The organism is Rhizobium sp. S152 (assembly GCF_030380735.1).
Lineage (GTDB): Bacteria > Pseudomonadota > Alphaproteobacteria > Rhizobiales > Rhizobiaceae > Rhizobium.
On the sequence record NZ_JAUDRZ010000009.1, the window covers coordinates 245,137 to 262,705 of the forward strand.

At 61.4% G+C, this 17,569-nt stretch carries 21 protein-coding genes; 10 read left to right on the plus strand and 11 right to left on the minus strand.

Translation table 11 applies throughout. The annotated features are described in order from the left end of the window. Positions 1 to 50 precede the first annotated feature (50 nt). From QTL95_RS14130 to QTL95_RS14145, 4 genes are all read right to left on the minus strand, one after another. Positions 51 to 413 carry a septal ring lytic transglycosylase RlpA family protein gene (locus QTL95_RS14130; protein WP_289720591.1) on the minus strand — a complete coding sequence of 121 codons (363 nt, stop codon included), beginning with the start codon at positions 411 to 413 and terminating at the stop codon, positions 51 to 53. Positions 414 to 831: 418 nt separating this feature from the next. Then, on the minus strand, positions 832 to 1,692 hold the full coding sequence (locus QTL95_RS14135) for an SDR family oxidoreductase (protein WP_289720592.1): 861 nt from the start codon (positions 1,690 to 1,692) through the stop codon (positions 832 to 834). Beyond that, entirely contained in the window at positions 1,692 to 2,864 is a 1,173-nt protein-coding gene (queG, locus tag QTL95_RS14140; protein ID WP_289720593.1) for a tRNA epoxyqueuosine(34) reductase QueG, read from the minus strand. Before queG ends, QTL95_RS14135 begins: the two co-directional genes overlap by 1 nt. Positions 2,865 to 2,875: 11 nt before the next feature. Then, positions 2,876 to 3,568: a glutathione S-transferase family protein gene (locus QTL95_RS14145; protein ID WP_037188160.1), complete on the minus strand. Its 693-nt coding sequence runs from the start codon at positions 3,566 to 3,568 to the stop codon at positions 2,876 to 2,878. A gap of 279 nt (positions 3,569 to 3,847) precedes the next feature. On the opposite strand from QTL95_RS14145, the gene QTL95_RS14150 reads away from it, so the two are divergent. Next, positions 3,848 to 4,645: an undecaprenyl-diphosphate phosphatase gene (locus QTL95_RS14150; protein ID WP_112534145.1), complete on the plus strand. Its 798-nt coding sequence runs from the start codon at positions 3,848 to 3,850 to the stop codon at positions 4,643 to 4,645. A gap of 262 nt (positions 4,646 to 4,907) precedes the next feature. On the opposite strand, the gene QTL95_RS14155 is transcribed toward QTL95_RS14150, so the two are convergent. From QTL95_RS14155 to dnaN, 7 genes are all read right to left on the minus strand, one after another. Beyond that, positions 4,908 to 5,117, minus strand: a complete 210-nt coding sequence (locus tag QTL95_RS14155; protein WP_289720594.1) for a hypothetical protein — start codon at positions 5,115 to 5,117, stop codon at positions 4,908 to 4,910. 58 nt (positions 5,118 to 5,175) lie between these two features. Further along, entirely contained in the window at positions 5,176 to 6,156 is a 981-nt protein-coding gene (locus QTL95_RS14160) for a complex I NDUFA9 subunit family protein (RefSeq protein ID WP_289720595.1), read from the minus strand. A 111-nt stretch (positions 6,157 to 6,267) separates the two neighbouring features. Beyond that, positions 6,268 to 6,555 carry a DUF1330 domain-containing protein gene (locus QTL95_RS14165; protein WP_112534147.1) on the minus strand — a complete coding sequence of 96 codons (288 nt, stop codon included), beginning with the start codon at positions 6,553 to 6,555 and terminating at the stop codon, positions 6,268 to 6,270. Between the two features lie 23 nt (positions 6,556 to 6,578). Next, the gene (gene pyrF, locus QTL95_RS14170) at positions 6,579 to 7,274 is read right to left on the minus strand and encodes an orotidine-5'-phosphate decarboxylase (protein ID WP_289720616.1); all 696 of its coding nucleotides are present in this window, start codon (positions 7,272 to 7,274) and stop codon (positions 6,579 to 6,581) included. Between the two features lie 16 nt (positions 7,275 to 7,290). Further along, positions 7,291 to 7,878 carry a histidine phosphatase family protein gene (locus tag QTL95_RS14175; RefSeq protein WP_289720596.1) on the minus strand — a complete coding sequence of 196 codons (588 nt, stop codon included), beginning with the start codon at positions 7,876 to 7,878 and terminating at the stop codon, positions 7,291 to 7,293. 1 nt (position 7,879) lies between these two features. Then, positions 7,880 to 8,473, minus strand: coding sequence for a phospholipid N-methyltransferase PmtA (pmtA, locus tag QTL95_RS14180; protein ID WP_289720597.1), 594 nt, complete (start codon positions 8,471 to 8,473; stop codon positions 7,880 to 7,882). Between the two features lie 107 nt (positions 8,474 to 8,580). Beyond that, on the minus strand, positions 8,581 to 9,699 hold the full coding sequence (dnaN, locus tag QTL95_RS14185; protein WP_112534150.1) for a DNA polymerase III subunit beta: 1,119 nt from the start codon (positions 9,697 to 9,699) through the stop codon (positions 8,581 to 8,583). A gap of 42 nt (positions 9,700 to 9,741) precedes the next feature. Here dnaN and QTL95_RS14190 point away from each other — a divergent pair, with 42 nt between their 5' ends. The 9 genes from QTL95_RS14190 to gshB all read left to right on the plus strand — a co-directional run bounded on the left by QTL95_RS14190 (position 9,742) and on the right by gshB (position 17,355). Further along, on the plus strand, positions 9,742 to 9,972 hold the full coding sequence (locus QTL95_RS14190; protein ID WP_289720598.1) for a hypothetical protein: 231 nt from the start codon (positions 9,742 to 9,744) through the stop codon (positions 9,970 to 9,972). Between the two features lie 56 nt (positions 9,973 to 10,028). After that, on the plus strand, positions 10,029 to 10,886 hold the full coding sequence (gene rsmI / locus QTL95_RS14195; RefSeq protein ID WP_289720617.1) for a 16S rRNA (cytidine(1402)-2'-O)-methyltransferase: 858 nt from the start codon (positions 10,029 to 10,031) through the stop codon (positions 10,884 to 10,886). Next, positions 10,879 to 11,247: a YraN family protein gene (locus tag QTL95_RS14200; RefSeq protein WP_289720599.1), complete on the plus strand. Its 369-nt coding sequence runs from the start codon at positions 10,879 to 10,881 to the stop codon at positions 11,245 to 11,247. The genes rsmI and QTL95_RS14200 overlap by 8 nt, the downstream gene beginning before the upstream one ends. Before the next feature lie 127 nt (positions 11,248 to 11,374). Continuing rightward, positions 11,375 to 12,673 (plus strand): extracellular solute-binding protein, encoded by a 1,299-nt coding sequence (locus QTL95_RS14205; protein ID WP_289720600.1) that lies wholly within the window; start codon positions 11,375 to 11,377, stop codon positions 12,671 to 12,673. A gap of 81 nt (positions 12,674 to 12,754) precedes the next feature. Then, positions 12,755 to 13,732: an ABC transporter permease subunit gene (locus tag QTL95_RS14210; RefSeq protein WP_289720601.1), complete on the plus strand. Its 978-nt coding sequence runs from the start codon at positions 12,755 to 12,757 to the stop codon at positions 13,730 to 13,732. Positions 13,733 to 13,745: 13 nt separating this feature from the next. After that, positions 13,746 to 14,588 (plus strand): sn-glycerol-3-phosphate ABC transporter permease UgpE, encoded by an 843-nt coding sequence (ugpE, locus tag QTL95_RS14215; RefSeq protein WP_289720602.1) that lies wholly within the window; start codon positions 13,746 to 13,748, stop codon positions 14,586 to 14,588. Positions 14,589 to 14,599: 11 nt separating this feature from the next. Continuing rightward, positions 14,600 to 15,700 (plus strand): sn-glycerol-3-phosphate import ATP-binding protein UgpC, encoded by a 1,101-nt coding sequence (locus tag QTL95_RS14220; RefSeq protein WP_289720603.1) that lies wholly within the window; start codon positions 14,600 to 14,602, stop codon positions 15,698 to 15,700. 107 nt (positions 15,701 to 15,807) lie between these two features. After that, positions 15,808 to 16,314 carry a cupin domain-containing protein gene (locus QTL95_RS14225; protein ID WP_289720604.1) on the plus strand — a complete coding sequence of 169 codons (507 nt, stop codon included), beginning with the start codon at positions 15,808 to 15,810 and terminating at the stop codon, positions 16,312 to 16,314. Positions 16,315 to 16,407: 93 nt separating this feature from the next. Continuing rightward, positions 16,408 to 17,355: a glutathione synthase gene (gene gshB / locus QTL95_RS14230; protein ID WP_289720605.1), complete on the plus strand. Its 948-nt coding sequence runs from the start codon at positions 16,408 to 16,410 to the stop codon at positions 17,353 to 17,355. The last annotated feature ends 214 nt before the right edge of the window (positions 17,356 to 17,569 follow it).

The window sequence follows — 17,569 nt, forward strand, 5'->3', positions numbered from 1 at the left end:
AACCGCGTGGTAACCGCGATTGACGGCGAGAGCAAGCGCGGGCGGGCGCTTTAGCTGATGACTTCGTAGCAGACCTTGGCGGTGCCGCTGCTGACCATGCCGATGTTCTGTGCGGCGGCACGGGAAAGATCGAGAACGCGGCCGCGGATGAAAGGACCGCGATCGTTGACGCGGACGACGACGCTGCGGCCGTTGTTGCGGTTGGTGACCTTCAGCTTCGTGCCGAAGGCAAGAGAGCGGTGCGCTGCAGTATTGATGGTGGGGTTCATGCGCTCCCCGGAAGCGGTTTTGGAGTGAAGTGCGTACCATGAAGCACCGCCACAACCATTTGCCGCAAAACTCTCCATCGGAAGGATGGTAGAACAGGCTGCAATAGTTGTCGCTGCGATAATAGAACGGCAGATTTTCTTCAAAACGGATTGTCCCTCAACTGTTGAACTTGCGCCCTTGCGGACGGCGGGGGCTTAAATCCGGCCAAAAATGGCGAAAAAGTGCCTCGGATGATCACGGAATGTTACAGATTGTAATATTTGTGATGAGCCGACGAATGATTCGATCGCCCGAAAAATCCGTGTCGGTGGAAAAATGGTAATGGAATCAAGTAAAATTAGAACATTTTTTGCGGAGATGACTCTGCGCAACCCGGGATCACAAAATTAACGAAAATAATTTTGCGCGGATGCCATAATCTTTGCCTCATTTGGGCAAATTCAAAGGCTGTTAACCATAATATGGAGCGAAATTTAGCTCGCGATATCTACAAAGTAGGAATTTCCTACCGTTTCATCGCCTACGATGTTTTTCGCGTGAGGCGAATATGACCTCTTCGCGTCAGCGATAATTATGCACTAATTGCGCGAGTGACACATGGTAGTTGGGGTGTGCGAACACGAAGCCCGCGGCCTTCAGCTTGGCGTTCGAGACCCGCTTGTTCTCGCCATAGAAGGTGCGCGCCATCGGCGTCAATTCGGCGGTCTCGAAGGGCTGTTCCGGCGGCGGATTAACGCCCATCAGACGTGCCGCCTCGACGATGATATCCTGCGGCGGAGCCGGCAGGTCGTCGGTCACGTTATGGATGCCGCCGATGCCGCGATCGGCAAGGAAGCGCGTGGCGCTGCCGATATCCTCGACGCGGATACGATTGAAAACCTGGTCCTTCTTGATCAGCCGTCGGGCGGTGCCGCGCTCCAGATTGCAGAAGGCATTGCGTCCCGGCCCATAGATGCCCGACAGTCGCAACACGGCGGCAGGGATGCCAAGCCGTTTCCCGGTCTCGATCCAACCCTCCTCCGCCTCGAGCCGCTCCTTTGAGCGTCCTGATACCGGATCGCAGGGCGTTTCCTCATCGATCCAGCGCCCCTTGTGGTCGCCATACACACCGACCGTCGACAGATAGCCGATCCATCGGAGGTCGGGCATGAGTTTGGTGATGTCGTCGCCGGCCAGCCGCAGCAGCGGATCGCTATCGCGCGGCGCGATCGATTGGACGAGATGCGTGGCGCTCTTCATATCCGCAAGCAACGCCTCATCCAGCGTTTCGCCATCGAAAACGTGGGGCACGATACCGTGCTCTTCAAGCGCCGCCGCCTTGTCGACCGAGCGTGTGGTGCCGGACACGCGAAAACCCTCGGCGAGAAAGGCCTTGGCGATTGCCGTGCCGGAGTAGCCGCACCCGAAGATCATCACATGCATCACATCACTCCCGCCAATCGCCACTCGTCCAGCACATCGCTGTCTTCCTCATCGACTCTTTCTGCCGCAAAAGCCGCAAACTCGCCAGCCTCCATCAGACGCGAAAGCGCCCATATGGCCATGGCGCGCACGACGGGCGAGGCGTCATGCCCCAGCGCACGACATCGCTCTATATATTGCCGGTCGCCGGAATTGCCGGCGGCGATCAGCACGTTGCGAACGAACCGGTCGCGGCCGATGCGCTTCACCGGAGAGCCGCTGAAGAAGCTGCGGAAGGTCGGGTCGTCGAGACCGAGCAGGAAGGCGATCGATGGCTCCTTCAGGTCCTCGCGCGCCTGCAGCTTGGCTTCCGATGCCTCCCGGGCGAACTTGTTCCACGGGCAGGCGGCAAGACAGTCGTCGCAGCCATAGATGCGGTTGCCGATCAGCGGCCGGAGATCGGGATCAATCGGCCCCTTGTGCTCGATGGTGAGGTAGGAGATGCAGCGTCGGGCGTCGATCTGGTAGGGGGCGGGAAAGGCTGATGTCGGACAGGCATCGAGGCAGGCCCGGCAGGAGCCGCAGCGGTCCGGCTCCGGCGCGTCCATATTGAGGTCGGCGGTGGTGAACATCGAGCCCAGGAACAGCCACGAGCCATGCTCGCGATTGACGAGGTTGGTGTGCTTGCCCTGCCAGCCTAACCCGGCGGCGGCGGCCAGCGGCTTTTCCATGACGGGCGCGGTATCGACGAACACCTTCACGTCGGCACCGGCGCGTGCCGCAAACCGCGTGGCGATCTCCTTCAGCCGGCCCTTGATGACGTCGTGGTAGTCGCGGTTGCGGGCATAGACCGAGATCGCGGCCTTGTCCGGCTTGTCGAGAATGCTGCGCGGATCCTCGTCGGGCCCGTAATTGAGGCCGAAGACGACGATCGAGCGGACCTCGCTCCACAGAACCAAAGGATCGCCGCGCCGGTCGCGCGTTTCTTCCATCCAGGCCATCGTCCCGTGCCTCTTGGCATCGACGAACTGGTCGAGCCGGACCTTGGCCTCGGGTATCGTATCCGGCCGGGTGATCCGGCAGAGCTCGAAGCCGAGCGCCCTGGCCTCCGCCTTCACGAAGGCGGTCAGCGTGTCGCGGCGTTTCTGTTCCTTGGCTTCCGTAGTCTGTTCGGGCGCGTTTCGTTCGGGCATTGCGGCCCTCGTCAGAAATCCAGATCGGCGTAATGGGCCACGGGCGTCAGGCCGCGCACGCGCTCGGCGAGCAGCGGGCGGAAGGACGGGCGCGACTTGATGCGCTGGTACCATTCCTTGACCAGCGGCGATTCCGACCAGTCGATCTCGCCGAGATAATCGAGAATGGAAACCGATGAGGCGGCTGCGAGGTCAGCATAGCTCATGCGGTCGCCCGCCAGCCACTGGCGCGAGCCTGCAAGCCAGGTGAGGTACTTCATGTGCTGGCGGATATTGGCGCGCGCCGTGCGCAGGATCTTCGAATCCGGTGCGCCGCCGCCCTGGTCGGCGGTCATCTGCAGCTTGTAGACACGCTCGCGCGCCAAGGGCCGCGTCACGTCGGTCTCCATTTTCTGCATGAACCATTCCGCCAAGCGACGGATTTCCGCGCGCTGGAACGGGTCTTCGGCAAGCAGCCGGCGGTCGCGCTTCAGGACGCCGTGGGTCTCGTCGAGGTACTCCGAGATCACGGTGGCGCCACAGAGCGCCCGCATGCTGTCATCGACATAGACGGGCAGTGTGCCCGCCGGGTTCAGCGCCAGAAAGTCCCGGCGCTTTTCCCAGGTCTGTTCCTCGATCAGGTCGGCCTGATAGCCGTATTCCGTCAGGATGAGGCGTACGAAGCGGGACGCGGATGACATGGGGTGATGATAGAGCGTGGGCATCGAGACTCGGATTTTTGATGGGTGGGTGCGGGTCTGAGGGACGCAACTCTTATAGCGCCCTAGTCATGACTCATTCGTTGAAGCTATAGAAGCTTGGCCCTTCCAATACAAGCGAATCGGGTCATCCGATACCTGACAAAGGAAATGGACAGGATTGATCATTTTCAAGAGCCTCCTCCCGGTTCTTCCAGCGCCTTTGTCCGGCGACAGCAGACGCCGTTTCCTCCAGCGGCATGAGCGCAATTCAAATCCGACCGAACCCCGAAGCGGAGACCATTGATGGATTATATAAACGCCGTTCTTCTTGGCATAGTCGAAGGCATTACCGAATTCCTGCCGATCTCGAGCACCGGCCATCTCATCATTGCGGAGCAATGGCTCGGCCACCGGTCGGATATGTTCAATATCGTCATCCAGGCCGGCGCCATCCTCGCCGTCACCTTCATCTACTGGCGCCGCCTTCTCGACCTGGTGCTCGGCTGGCGCGACCCCGCCAACCGTGACTACGCCGCCAAGCTGATCATCGCCTTCCTGATCACCGCCGTGCTCGGCCTGATCGTCAAGAAGCTGGGCTTCGAACTGCCGGAAACGGCGACCCCGATCGCTTGGGCGCTGATCATCGGCGGTTTCTGGATGATCGGTGCCGAATGGCTGGCCGCCCGTCGTCCGCCGCACAAGGAGATCACCTGGCTCGTCGCTATCCTTGTCGGTATCGCCCAGGTCGTAGCTGGCGTCTTTCCGGGCACATCGCGTTCCGGCGCCACGATCTTCGTCGCCCTGCTTGCCGGCACCAACAACCGCGCTTCGGCCACTGAATTCGCCTTCCTGGTCGGCATCCCCACCATGTATGCGGCGAGCGCCTACGAACTCCTGAAGACCTTCAAGGACGGTGGCGCGGCCAACGAGGACTGGACCTCGCTCGGTATCGCCTTCGTCGTCTCCACGATCGTCGCCTTCATCGCCGTCAAATGGCTGCTCTCCTATATCCAGAGCAACCGCTTCACGCTGTTTGCGATCTACCGCATCATTCTCGGTGTGTTTCTGCTGGGACTTGCCGCGACCGGCGTCATCGCCTGATCCGGACTTGTCCGACGCATTCGCGCCCAACGGTGCGGATGTATCGCTGTCGTCAAGACAAAGAAAAAGCCGATACGCGCGTATCGGCTTTTTTGTTATCGGGCGACTGATCCCGTTTCGCAGGGATCGACACCATAGGCCGGCGAGCACTCGCCCTTCACCGCTGCAACCGAACCGGGAGCAACGAAGGAACCCGCCAGAATAACCAGCGCCGCACACGCAAACAGGAGCGCGATTGACCTACCCATGGAAGAAAGCCCTTTCAAATTCGTTTGGCGCGCAGCAAGTCGCTGAAGACATTGCAAGACGCGCCGGGTGTGTAGTCACTGGAATGGCAAATAGCAATAAAGGTTCCTGCTAAATTTGGTGTTAATTCCGCTAATTTTTCGGTGCGGCTTTTATGCAACGGGCCGCCCATCCGCATGGGCAAAAAAACACGCGAAGCTTGCGCGATTCTGGAAAACTCATCCAACGAAAACGCCGCCCGCGATAATCACGGACGGCGCTGTGGATAACAAAACTCGGGTGTATCAGGCGGCCTTGCCGGAGCCCGTGTACTGGCCCTGCGGGCGGTACTGCACGAGGTAGGAGTTGAGCACCGAGCTCACCATCGTCGGTACGACACCGATATCCTTCAGCGTGCGACCTTCGGCCTCGGCTTGCTTGGAGACCACATTGTCGGTCTTCAGCAGGCGGACCTGATCGGAGGTGATCGGCGGCTTGATCAGCGGCACCAGCGAGGCGACGCTGCCGATCAGCGACGCGACGCCGAACGGGATGGAGACCAGCGGGTTCTTGCGGCTGGTTGCCTTGAGCACCGCCTCGAGACATTCGCGGAAGGTCAGAACCTCAGGTCCGCCGAGCTCATAGACCTTGCCCCCCTCGACCTTGCCTTCGACGGCCTTGGCGACGGCTTCGGCGATGTCCATGACGTAGACCGGCTGAAACTTGGTCTTGCCGCCGCCGATCAGCGGTAGCACCGGCGCCATGCGCGCCATGTCGGCAAACTTGTTGAAGAAGTCGTCTTCCGGTCCGAACACGATCGATGGACGGTAGATAATGGCATCCGGCTTGATGGACAGGATCGCGGCTTCAGCGCGGCCCTTGGTGCGGGCGTAGGGCACGTCGGAATTGGCGTTGGCGCCGATCGCCGAGATATGGACGAGCTTGGCGCCGGCGCCGCGAGCGGCCTCGGCCACGGCGCGCGCGCCGACTTCCTGTACGGCCTCGAAGGAATTGCGGCCGGACTTGAAGAGGATGCCGACGCAATTGACGACGTAGCTGGCGCCATCGACGGCCCGCTCGACGCTGTCACGATAGCGCAGGTTCGCCTGCACGAATGATATCTGGCCGACATTGCCGAGCGGCTGCAGGAAGCCGGCGAGGTCGGGACGGCGAACCGCGACGCGGACGCGGTAGCCGCGCTTGGCAAGCGCGCGAACGACGTGCCTGCCTACGAAGCCGGATCCTCCGAACACGGTGACGAGTGGCGGCAGGTTGGCAAGTGGCATGGCAGGCTCCTCGAAAGGCTCAATGATGGGATCGATCTCTTTTCGTCTTAGACCAATCGCAGCGTGACGAAAAGGGCCATCTGGCCGCAGTTCTCATGCCTTATAAATCGCTTATACGCCCTCGACGACGACCATTTCGGCGTCGGCGATTTCCTGCCGGATTTTCGCGGCGATCTGGTATTCGGGCGAGTTGTAGCAATCCACGGCGTGCTGCATCGAAGGAAACTCGATGACGACGTTGCGCGCCCGCGCCTTGCCCTCGAGTTCTGTGATCGCGCCGCCGCGGGCGAGGAAGTTCGCGCCGTACTTCTCGAAGGCGGGCTTGGCCGCCGCCACGTACTCCGGATAGCGCTCCGGCACGCGAACATCGACGCGTGCGATCCAGTATCCCTTTGCCATCGGCTCTCTCCCTGTCCGTTCGGTTATTGAAGTGTTGCCGACATCTCGGCCAGGATGGCGCGTGCCGCCTCGCGCGGGTCGGCGGCCTTGACGATCGGACGGGCGACGACGAGGTGGCTCGACCCGGCCTTCAGCGCGTCGGACGGCGTCATCACCCGCTTCTGGTCGCCCTTGTCGCTGCCGGCGGGACGGATGCCCGGGGTAACGAGCGCCATGTCGGGGCCGATGATCTTGCGCACGGCGGCCGATTCCTCGGCCGAGCAGACGATGCCGCCCATGCCGGCGAGATGCGCCTGTTCGGCGCGACGCAGCACCAGCGTGTGCGGATCATATTCGTAGCCGGCGGAAATCAGGTCCTGCTCGTCCATCGAGGTGAGCACCGTGACGCCGAGGAGACAGAGATCGGAGCCCTTGGCCGCAGCGACCGCCGCCTTCATCGCCTTCGGATAGGCATGCAACGTCAGCATCGACATGCCCATCTTCACGATGTTCTCCACCGCCGAGGCGACGGTGTTGTCGATATCGAGCAGCTTCATGTCGAGGAAGACCTTCTTGCCGCTCTTGGCGAGGTCACGGGCGAATTCGAGACCGCCTGCGAAGGCAAGCTGGTAGCCGACCTTGTAGAAGAGGACATCGTCGCCGAGCGTCGAGACGATCTGTTCGGCCTCGCCGAGCGTTGGAACATCCAGGCCGACGATCAGCCGTTCGCGTGCGTCCATGTCGGTTCCAGCCATGTCACATCCATTCCTGCCATGTTTCGATGGGCGTCCAGTCGCATGATAGCCGCCGATCCGCAAGGCTGAAACAGTAGAGATTTCCGCCGCCGCCGGGCTGGTCGCGATCGCGGCCGATCGGCCGTCCCTCCATATGGCATTTCAGAAGCGTACCCACGCCGCCATGGCCGACGAAGGCGATCGGTTGTTCTGCGTCGTGATCGGCAAGGATGCGCTCGACCGCGGACACGATGCGCCGCTGCGCGTCGATTGCCCGCTCCCAGCCGTGAAAGCTCCCCTCGGGATGCGCGAAGAACCAGTCGGCCGCCTTCTCGAACTCCGGCGGCGGCAGGAAGCCGGTGGCCGAGCGGTCGTTCTCGTGCATTCCGTGCACGACCTCCACTTGCGCGCCGCTTGCCGCGGCAAGGATCTGCGCCGTTTCGATCGCCTTGGTCTCGTCGCTGGAAATGATGCGCCGCAGCTTCTGCGCCCAAGCGCTGCCGGCTGCCTCATGCGCACGCGCGGCGCCGAGTTCCGACAATCCCCATTGCGGCACGGGAATATCGGGATCGATCCTGACCTGCGGGTGGGTGATGTAGAGGCCGAACACCTCAGCCTCGACGATAGATCCAGAGCTGCGCAGGCGGAATGTTGCGGACGATGAAATCGAAGTGCTGGATGTGGTAGCGATCCGGCCGCGCGATGATCGGCGAAACCGGGCCGTAAGAGATCTGCACCACCGGACGTCCCGGCGGCAGACGGTCCAGCAGGCTTTCAAGCAGCGCGATGCGCGCCTGCATCGGGAAGTTCAGAAGCGGTACGGCGGAGATGACGCTATCGAATGTCTGCCCATCCATGTGGGCAAGCGTGCGGTCGAGATTGAAAGCATCGCCGTTGATGAAGTTCACATCGGGATAAAGCCGGACCAGATGCTCGTAGAAGTCGGTCGAATATTCGATCGCGACAAGCTTTTCCGGCTTCACGCCGCGCTGCAGGATGGCCTTGGTGATGGCGCCGGTGCCCGGTCCGAGTTCGAGAACGGGCAGCCCGGAGTTGGGATTGATGACGCTTGCCATCTTTCGCGCCGTGATCGACGACGTCGGAACGATGGAGCCGACGGTCTTCGGCCCCTGCATCATGCCCTTGAAGAACCGGATCTCCTCGTCGAACTTCCTGCCCAGCCGTTCTTTCAGACGCAGACCCATGCCGTTCTCCTCTTGCATAACGCTGGCTATCTATTTGCAGTCAATTAATGCAAAAACAAGGCACGGCGTCGCAGATGACAAACTATTCGCGGCAAATGCGACGCGCGTTACACGCGCATCGGCATCAGCACATAGAGCGCGTCGTCACCCGCCGTGTCGCGAATGAGCGTCGGCGAACCGGCATCCGCGAGCAGGAAGATCGCCTGGTCGCCGGAAAGCTGGGCGGTGATGTCGAGCAGGTACTTGGCGTTGAAGCCGATCTCCATCGCGTCTGTCTCATAACCGACGGCGACTTCTTCCGTGGCGCTTCCCGAATCCGGATTGTTGACCGTCAGCAGCAGCTGGCCGTCCGACAGCGCCAGCTTCACGGCGCGGCCGCGTTCGGAAGAGATCGTCGAGACGCGGTCGACAGCCTGCGCGAAGCTCGTGCAATCGACGCGCATTTCCTTGTCGTTGCCGGTCGGAATGACCCGCTGGTAATCCGGGAAGGTGCCGTCGATCAGCTTCGAGGTCATGACGATGGAGCCGATGGAAAGGCGGATCTTCGCATCCGAGACTTCGACGGTGACCATCGCCTCCGGATTGTCGACCAGCTTCTGCAGTTCGCCGACCGTCTTGCGCGGGATGATGATCCCAGGCATGCCTTCCGAACCGGAGGGCGCCTTGACGTCGGCGCGGGCAAGACGGTGGCCGTCGGTGGCGACGGCGCGCAGCTTCAGGTCGCCTTCGCTTTCGATCGTGTGGAAGAAGATGCCGTTCAGATAGTAGCGGGTTTCCTCGGTCGAGATCGCGAACTGAGTGCGATCGATCAGCATCTTGAGTTCCGTCGCCTTCAGCTTGAACGTATGGCTGAAGCTTCCGGCCGTCAGGTCGGGGAAGTCGTTTTCAGGCAGGCACTGCAGCGAGAACTTGGAGCGGCCGGACTGAACCGTCATCGAGCCGCCGTCGGTGCTGGTGGCGAGCAGCACTTCCGAGCCGTCGGAAAGCTTGCGCACGATGTCGTAGAGAAGGTGGGCGGGAACCGTGGTCGCGCCCGGCTGCTCGACATTGGCGGGCGTCGCTTCCGTAACTTCGAGATCGAGGTCGGTCGCCTTCATGTCGAGGCTCTGGCCTTCGGCGCGCAAAAGGATGTTCGACAGGATCGGGATCGTGTTACGGCGTTCAACCACGCGGTGAACGTGGTTCAGCGACTTCAAAAGGTTGGACCGCTCAATAGTAATACGCATGGGATGCTACCGCTTTCGACCGTTACTGCCCGGGCGCGGATGATGCGCCCCGGAAATGCCTTTGCCCAGAACCTGGGACCGGAGGAGTGGACGGGCAAAATGGCAGAATTTTGCGGCCGAATGCAAGAGGCGCAAACGCCGCCGTCCCTGCAATTGCTGTTTTCGCTGCGGATGCTCACAGAAATCGCCGTTGTGGTGCGGGCGCTGCCCCTTGCCGAAGACCTGGGCCTCGCCCATAAAGGCCGGAAGCCAGAAAGGGCACACATATCTTGAGCAACGAAGACGCGACAGCTGAAGGCGGCAAGCAGCGCAGCTACCGGCTGCATAATATGGCGGTTCCCGCCCGCCCTCTGGAGCCTGCGCTTTATCTGGTCGCCACGCCGATCGGCAATCTTGGCGACATCACGCTTCGCGCGCTGGAGACGCTGGCCGGCGCCGATGTGCTCGCCTGCGAGGATACCCGCGTCACCCGCGTGCTGCTCGACCGCTACGGCATCCAGAACCGTCCCTATGCCTATCACGAGCACAATGCCGACGAGGCCGGGCCGCGATTGCTGGCAGCACTCGAGGCCGGAAAGTCGGTGGCGCTGGTGTCGGATGCCGGTACGCCGCTGGTGTCCGATCCGGGCTATCGCCTGGCGCAATCGGCGATCGAGGCCGGTTACCGCGTCGTGCCGATCCCCGGCGCGTCGGCGCCGCTCGCGGCACTCGTCGGCTCCGGCCTTCCCAACGATGCCTTCCTCTTCGCCGGCTTCCTGCCGACTAAGGACAAGGCGCGCCGCGACCGGCTCGGCGAATTTACGGGCGTTCCCGCCACGCTGATGTTCTTCGAATCCCCGCACCGCATCGCAGCCACGCTGGTCGCAGCGGCCGATGTGCTCGGCGGCGATCGCCAGGCTTCCGTCTGCCGCGAGTTGACGAAGAGCTATGAGGAGTTCCGCAGGGGCACGCTGTCCGATCTCGCCGCCCATTATGCCGATGTCGACAACGTCAAGGGCGAGATCGTCCTCGTCGTCGGCCCGCCGCCGGAGCGTCCGGTCGAGCAAGCCGACGTCGACACCATTCTCGCTGATCTCGCGAGAACCTTGCCGACGGCGAAGGCCGCGGCCGAAGCCGCGCGCCTCACCGGGCTTCCCCGCAAGGAGCTCTACCAGCGCCTGCTCGACATGAAGGACGGCGATGGCTGAAGGGGAGGGCGCCAGCAATCGCCGCAGGGCGCTTCGGCGGGGTCATCTCTCCGAATATCTGGCTGCCGCCTACCTCATGCTCAAGGGCTATCGCATCGTGGCGCTGCGTTACCGCACGCGGCTCGGCGAGATCGATATCATTGCACGCAAGCGCAACCTCGCCGTATTCGTCGAAGTGAAGGCGCGCCGCGATCATATGAGCGCCATCGATGCGGTGTCTTATACGGCGCAAAACCGCATCAGGGCAGCGAGTGATATATGGTTGTCGCGGCAACGGGATTACGCTTTGCTTTCCCAGCGTTACGATATCGTCGCCATCGTTCCCGGCCGCCTGCCGCGGCATTTTCCGGATGCTTTCTGATCGCGTTTGCAAGCGCGTGCAGAATCCTTTTGCTGTAACACTCATGTCACAAAATCATTAAGGGGCCGTCACAGAAGGTCTCTATTGCACTCCTCGCGCCCAATAACGGGTGGAGAGGGATTTAGCCATGTTCAAGAAATTTACGATGGCGGCCGTGGCCGTGAGCTTCTCGGCCTCGTCGTCTTTTGCCGCGACCAATATCACATGGTGGCACGGCATGGGCGGCCGCAACGGCGAAGTCATCAACGAAGTTTCGCAGAAGTTCAACGCATCGCAGACGAGCTGCGCCATCACGCCGGTCTCCAAGGGATCGTACGAAGAAGCACTCGCAGCCGGCATTGCCGCTTTCCGTTCGGGCGAGCAGCCGAACATCCTGCAGGTGTTTGACGCTGGCGCAGCCACCATCATCAACGCCAAGGGCGCTGTCATCCCGGCTGAAGACCTGATCAACAACGCCGGTTACAAGTTCGACCGCGAAGCCTTCATCCCCGGCGTTCGCTATCTCTACGCTGCTGCTGACGGCAAGTTCGTCGGCATGCCGTTCAACTCTTCCGCTCCGATCATGTACACCAACCCGGAAGCGCTGAAGAAGGCCGGCGTCGAAGCGCCGAAGACCTGGGAAGAGTTCGAGGCGATCGCGCCCAAGCTCAAGGAAGCCGGTTACATCCCGCTCGTCCAGACGCAGCTGACCTGGGAGTTCACCGAGAACTTCTTCTCGCGCAACAACATCCAGTTCGCCACCAACAACAACGGCTACGACAGCATCACCGACACCAAGCTGAAGGTTACCGACCCGAACCTCATCATGATGTTCGAAAAGCTGAAGGCCTGGAAGGATGAAGGCTACTTCGCCTATTATGGCGCCGGCTGGAACGACAACCAGAAGCCCTTCGAAGAAGGCAAGGTCGCTCTGTGGATCGGCTCCTCTGGCTCCTTCGGCGGCCTGAAGAAGACGGCCACCATGCCCTTCTCCGCAACCTTCCTGCCTTACTGGGGTTCGATCAGCGGCGCTGGCAAGAACACCTTCATCGGTGGCGCGGCCCTCTTCGCGATGGCCGGCAAGCCGGAAGCCGAAAACAAGTGCGTTGCCGACTTCTTCCAGTTCCTGACTTCGCCCGAGATCCAGAAGTTCTACCACCAGGCAACCGGCTACGTCGCCATCACCGAAGCAGCCTACGATCTGGCCAAGAAGGAAGGCTACTACGAGAAGGAGCCTGTCGCCGAAGTCGGTATCCAGCAGCTGAAGCTGGAAGGCGGCGAATGGTCGAAGGGCTATCGCCTCGGCTTCTACCCGCAGATCCGCTCGATCATGGAACGCGAATACAACCGCATCTTCGCCGGTGAAACCACCGTCAAGGAAGCCTTCGACACCATAGAGAAGGAAGGCAACGAACTTCTCGCCCGCTTCGCGAAGACCGCCGGCTGATCTGAGCCGCATCGATCGTGACTTGCAACAGGGATCTCCTTTCCTCGGAAGGGAGGTCCCATCAGCGATAGAGGACCGCGCGTGGCCTATACTCCATCACAACCCCGCCTCGGCCGGTTCATCCCCGGTTTCGCGGCAGGCGCCAAGAAGCCGGCAGCCGTCGCCGAGCCGTCGGGCGCCAAGCGCGTCCAGTTCGCGCCGTCGCTGATCCCCTACCTGTTCCTGGCGCCGCAGCTCGCGGTGATCTTCATCTTCTTCTACTGGCCGTCGGTGCAGGCGGTGCAGTCGTCCTTCTATATCGAGGACCCTTTCGGCTTCGGCGCGACCTTCGTCGGCTTCAGCAACTATTCCGACGCGATCTTCAGCCCGGAATATCTGAGCATCGCCAAGTTCACCGTCGTCTTCACGGTTCTCGTCACCTTCTTCTCGCTTGCGCTCGGCCTGCTTCTCGCCGTCAAGGCCGATGCCGTCATCCGTGGCAGTTCCACATACAAGACGCTGCTGATTTCGGTTTACGCGATCGCCCCGCCGGTCGCCGGCCTGATCGGCATGATGTTCTTCGACCTGCACATCGGCCCCTTCGTCAAGGTGGCGGCGTGGTTCGGCTGGAACATGCAGGTCGGACTGGATTACTATGACACCGCCTTCGCGATGATCGTCGTCGCGGTCTGGAAGCAGATCCCCTATAACTTCATCTTCTTCCTGTCCGGCCTGCAGGGCGTGCCGGTCTCCGTGCGCGAGGCGGCCACCATCGACTGCCGCTCCGGGTTCCGCCGTTTCTGGACGGTGACGCTGCCGCTCCTAGCGCCGACCGCCTTCTTCCTTTTGATCATCAACATCACCTACGCCCTGTTCGACACCTTCGGCGTTATCGACGTCATGGTGAAGGACAAGCCGGCCAACAATCCGATCACCCTTGTCTACAAGGTGTTCATGGACGGCTTCCGTGGCAACGACATCGGTGGCTCGTCGGCCCAGTCGGTGATCCTGATGATCGTCGTCTTCGTTCTCACCATCATCCAGTTCCGCTTCATCGAGAAGCGCATCCATTACACGTGATCGGGGAAGAACCATGTACAAGACGAAACCTCTCGATCACCTGATCCTCATCCTCGGCGCGCTGTTCCTGATCGTGCCCGTGATCGTCGCCTTCATGACCTCGACGCACGAGGCGGCCGAAATTCACAGCAAAGGCCTGATGATTACGCCCGGCGATAATTTCGTCGGCACCTACGAGAAGGTGCTCACCCAGAAAGGCGGCTTCACCGGCCAGATTACCGGCCTCAACATGGTGCTGAACTCGCTGATCCTCGGGGTCGGCTTCGCCGTCGGCAAGATCGTGCTGTCGATGATGGCGGCCTACGCCATCGTCTACTTCCGCTTCCGCTTCGCCACGCTCGCCTTCTGGATCATCTTCACGACGCTGCTGCTGCCGCTCGAAGTACGCATCATGCCGTCCTACGAGGTCATGAGCAAACTCGGGCTGCTGAACTCATACACCGGCCTGATCGTGCCGCTACTGGCGTCCGCGACCGGCACCTTCTATTTCCGCCAGTTCTTCAAGTCCGTTCCCGAGGAGCTCCTGGAGGCCGCCCGCATCGATGGCGCCGGACCGTTCAAGTTCTTCGTCGATATCCTGATCCCGCTGTCGCGCACGATGATGGCGGCGATCTTCATCATCATGTTCGTCTATGGCTGGAACCAGTATCTCTGGCCCATGCTGATGACCACCGACGAGAGCTTCTTCACGCTCATGCGCGGTATCAAGTCGATCCTGCAGGTCTGGGTCGGTTCGCAAATTCCCGATTACAACGAAGCCTTTGCACTCGCCGTGCTGGCCATGCTGCCGCCGGTACTGATCGTCGTGATTTTCCAGAGATGGTTCATCAAGGGCCTCACCGAGAGCGACAAGTAAGGAAGAGAAACATGGCACGCATCGAAATCTCGAAGGTCTGCAAGGATTATCATGGCGGCGTCCGCGCCGTGAACGGCGTCGACATCTCGATCGCCGATGGCGAGTTCATCGTCCTCGTCGGCCCGTCGGGCTGCGGCAAGTCCACGCTGCTGCGCATGGTGGCGGGCCTAGAGGAAATCTCCGACGGCACCGTCAGCATCGGTGACCGCGCGGTCAACAGCGTCGATCCCGCCGATCGCGACATCGCCATGGTCTTCCAGAACTATGCGCTCTACCCGCACATGACCGTCTACGACAACCTCGCCTACGGCTTGAAGAACCGCAAGACGCCGAAGGCCGAGATCGACGCGCGTGTCGCCGAGGCCGCCCGCATGCTGCAGCTCGAGCCCTATCTCGACCGCCGCCCGCGTGCGCTATCGGGTGGTCAGCGCCAGCGCGTCGCCATGGGCCGCGCCATCGTCCGCAAGCCGGCCGCCTTCCTCTTCGACGAACCGCTGTCGAACCTCGATGCCAAGCTGCGTGTCTCCATGCGTGGCGAGATCAAGCGCCTGCAGCGCCGCCTCGGAACCACCTCGCTCTATGTCACCCACGACCAGCTGGAAGCCATGACGCTGGCCGATCGCCTCGTGGTGCTGAACCGCGGCGAGATCGAGCAGATCGGCACGCCGCTGGAAGTCTACCACCGCCCGGCCTCGACCTTCGTCGCCTCGTTCATCGGCTCGCCGGCGATGAACCTTCTGAAGGGCGAGTTGCACGGCGACAAGCTGGCGCTCGGCCCGAGCCTGGTCGACCTCTCAGGCATCGCGCCGGCTTCCGGTCCCGTTACGATCGGCATTCGCGCCGAGGATCTGCGGCTTGCCGTGGCCAGCGAACCTGCGCTCATCGTCACCATTGATTACATCGAGGAGCTCGGGGCTCAGCGTCTGGTGCACGGTTTGCTGGGCGATCAGCCGATCACCGCGGTCTTGTCGCCGGAAGTAGAGATCGGGCAGGAACTTAGACTTGCGATCGCGGCGGAAAAGCTACACTACTTCGATGTAGAAACCGGAAAACGTATTCTCTCCGATGCGCGGGTGTATGCTTCGGCTGTGGCCGGAAAAGAGATCGCTTGAAGCGATATACTACAATCAAGTAAAATCTTCGCGATTATTTCTATGCGATCTTTACAACTATCCGCTATGAAGTCACTATCTCGGAAAGTGAACTGCGGGGGTAGTTTATGGCATGGCATGTAACGCTGGCGAGCGTAGTCGCTATGGCTGCGCGCGCGGTACCTTTTTATGTGCCTGCGTTGCCTGCGGGAAAATCATTTGTTGCCGAGTCCGGAAAGCATCTTTCCATGGTCTCGACGCCGATCAATCCGGACTGGATCATATCCGGCGAGCCACAGGCACGCACGGCGGAGCATTCCCGCAGCCATGACGACGCGGCCCTGACCGCGATGTGGGACTGCACGGCCGGTGAATTTCGCTGGTTCTTCGGTTGGGACGAAACCGTCATGATCGTCGAGGGCGAGGTACACATCGTCGCCGAGGACGGCACCGAGCGCCAGCTTCACGCCGGTGACGTCGCCTTCTTCGCCGCCGGTACCTGGGCGGTCTGGAAGGTCGACAACTATGTTCGCAAGGTCGCCTTCCTCAGAAAGCCTTTCCCGAAGCCGATGGCCTTTGCCTATCGCGTCCGCAACCTCTTGCGCGGCTCCGGCCAGAGCGGCATCGCCAACTGAGATAGCCCGCGGGAACGCGCGAAGTCATTGATTGACCGTTGCGTTCCTGGCCTCTGCGGCCTACATCTGTCCGGCATCAGCTAAGGGACGGAAATGGCCAAGATCAAGAACGTAGCGGTCCAGATGGACCATGTCGCCTCCATCAATATCGCGGGCGATTCCACCTTTGCCATGAGCCTCGAGGCGCAGTCCCGCGGCTACAAGCTTTTCCACTACACACCTGATCGCCTGAGCTTCCGCGACGGCAAGCTGTTCGCCTCGGTCGAGCCGATGGTGCTGCGTGACGTCAAGGGCGACCATTTCGATCTCGGCGCCCCCGAGCGCGTCGATCTGTCGACCATGGACGTCGTCCTGCTGCGCCAGGACCCGCCCTTTGACATGTCCTACATCACCTCGACGCATCTCTTGGAGCGCATCCACCCCAAGACCCTCGTCGTCAACGACCCGGCCTGGGTGCGCAATTCGCCGGAGAAGATCTTCGTCACCGAGTTCTCCGACCTGATGCCGAAGACGCTGATCACCAAGGATGCCGGCGAAATCCGCCGCTTCCGCGACGAGATGGGCGATATCATCCTGAAGCCGCTCTACGGCAATGGCGGCGCTGGCGTCTTCCACTCCACGCGCGATGACCGCAACCTCTCCTCGCTGCTCGAAATGTTCGGCCAGCTCTTCCGCGAACCCTTCATCGCCCAGCAGTACTTGCCTGACGTACGCAAAGGGGACAAGCGCATCATCCTCGTCGACGGTGAGCCCGTCGGTGCCATCAACCGCGTTCCGGCCGAGCACGACAGCCGCTCCAACATGCATGTCGGCGGTCGCGCCGAGGCGACCGAGCTGACCGCGCGCGAAAAGGAAATCTGCGCCCGCATCGGCCCTGCCTTGCGCGAACGCGGCTTCCTGCTCGTCGGCATCGACGTCATCGGCGACTACATGACCGAGATCAACGTCACGTCGCCAACAGGCATCCGCGAAGTCAAGAAATTCGGCGGCGCCGATATCGCCAGCCTCTTGTGGGATGCCATCGAACGCAAGCGCGGCTGAGACTGAGCGGCTGAAAGGACGGCGATACCTGAAGTCCCCTTCATCCGTCGCCAGCAACGGCACCTATTGTAAGCGCGGCCGCCCCACTCTCTACCGTCATACTCGGGCTCGTCTCACTGCTGTCCGGTTTAAATTGGATGGACAAGGCGCACGGTGTTGATTCTACTCGTATTCGAACGTTTGGCGACGATCTCGGACACGAAAGAGGAACAAC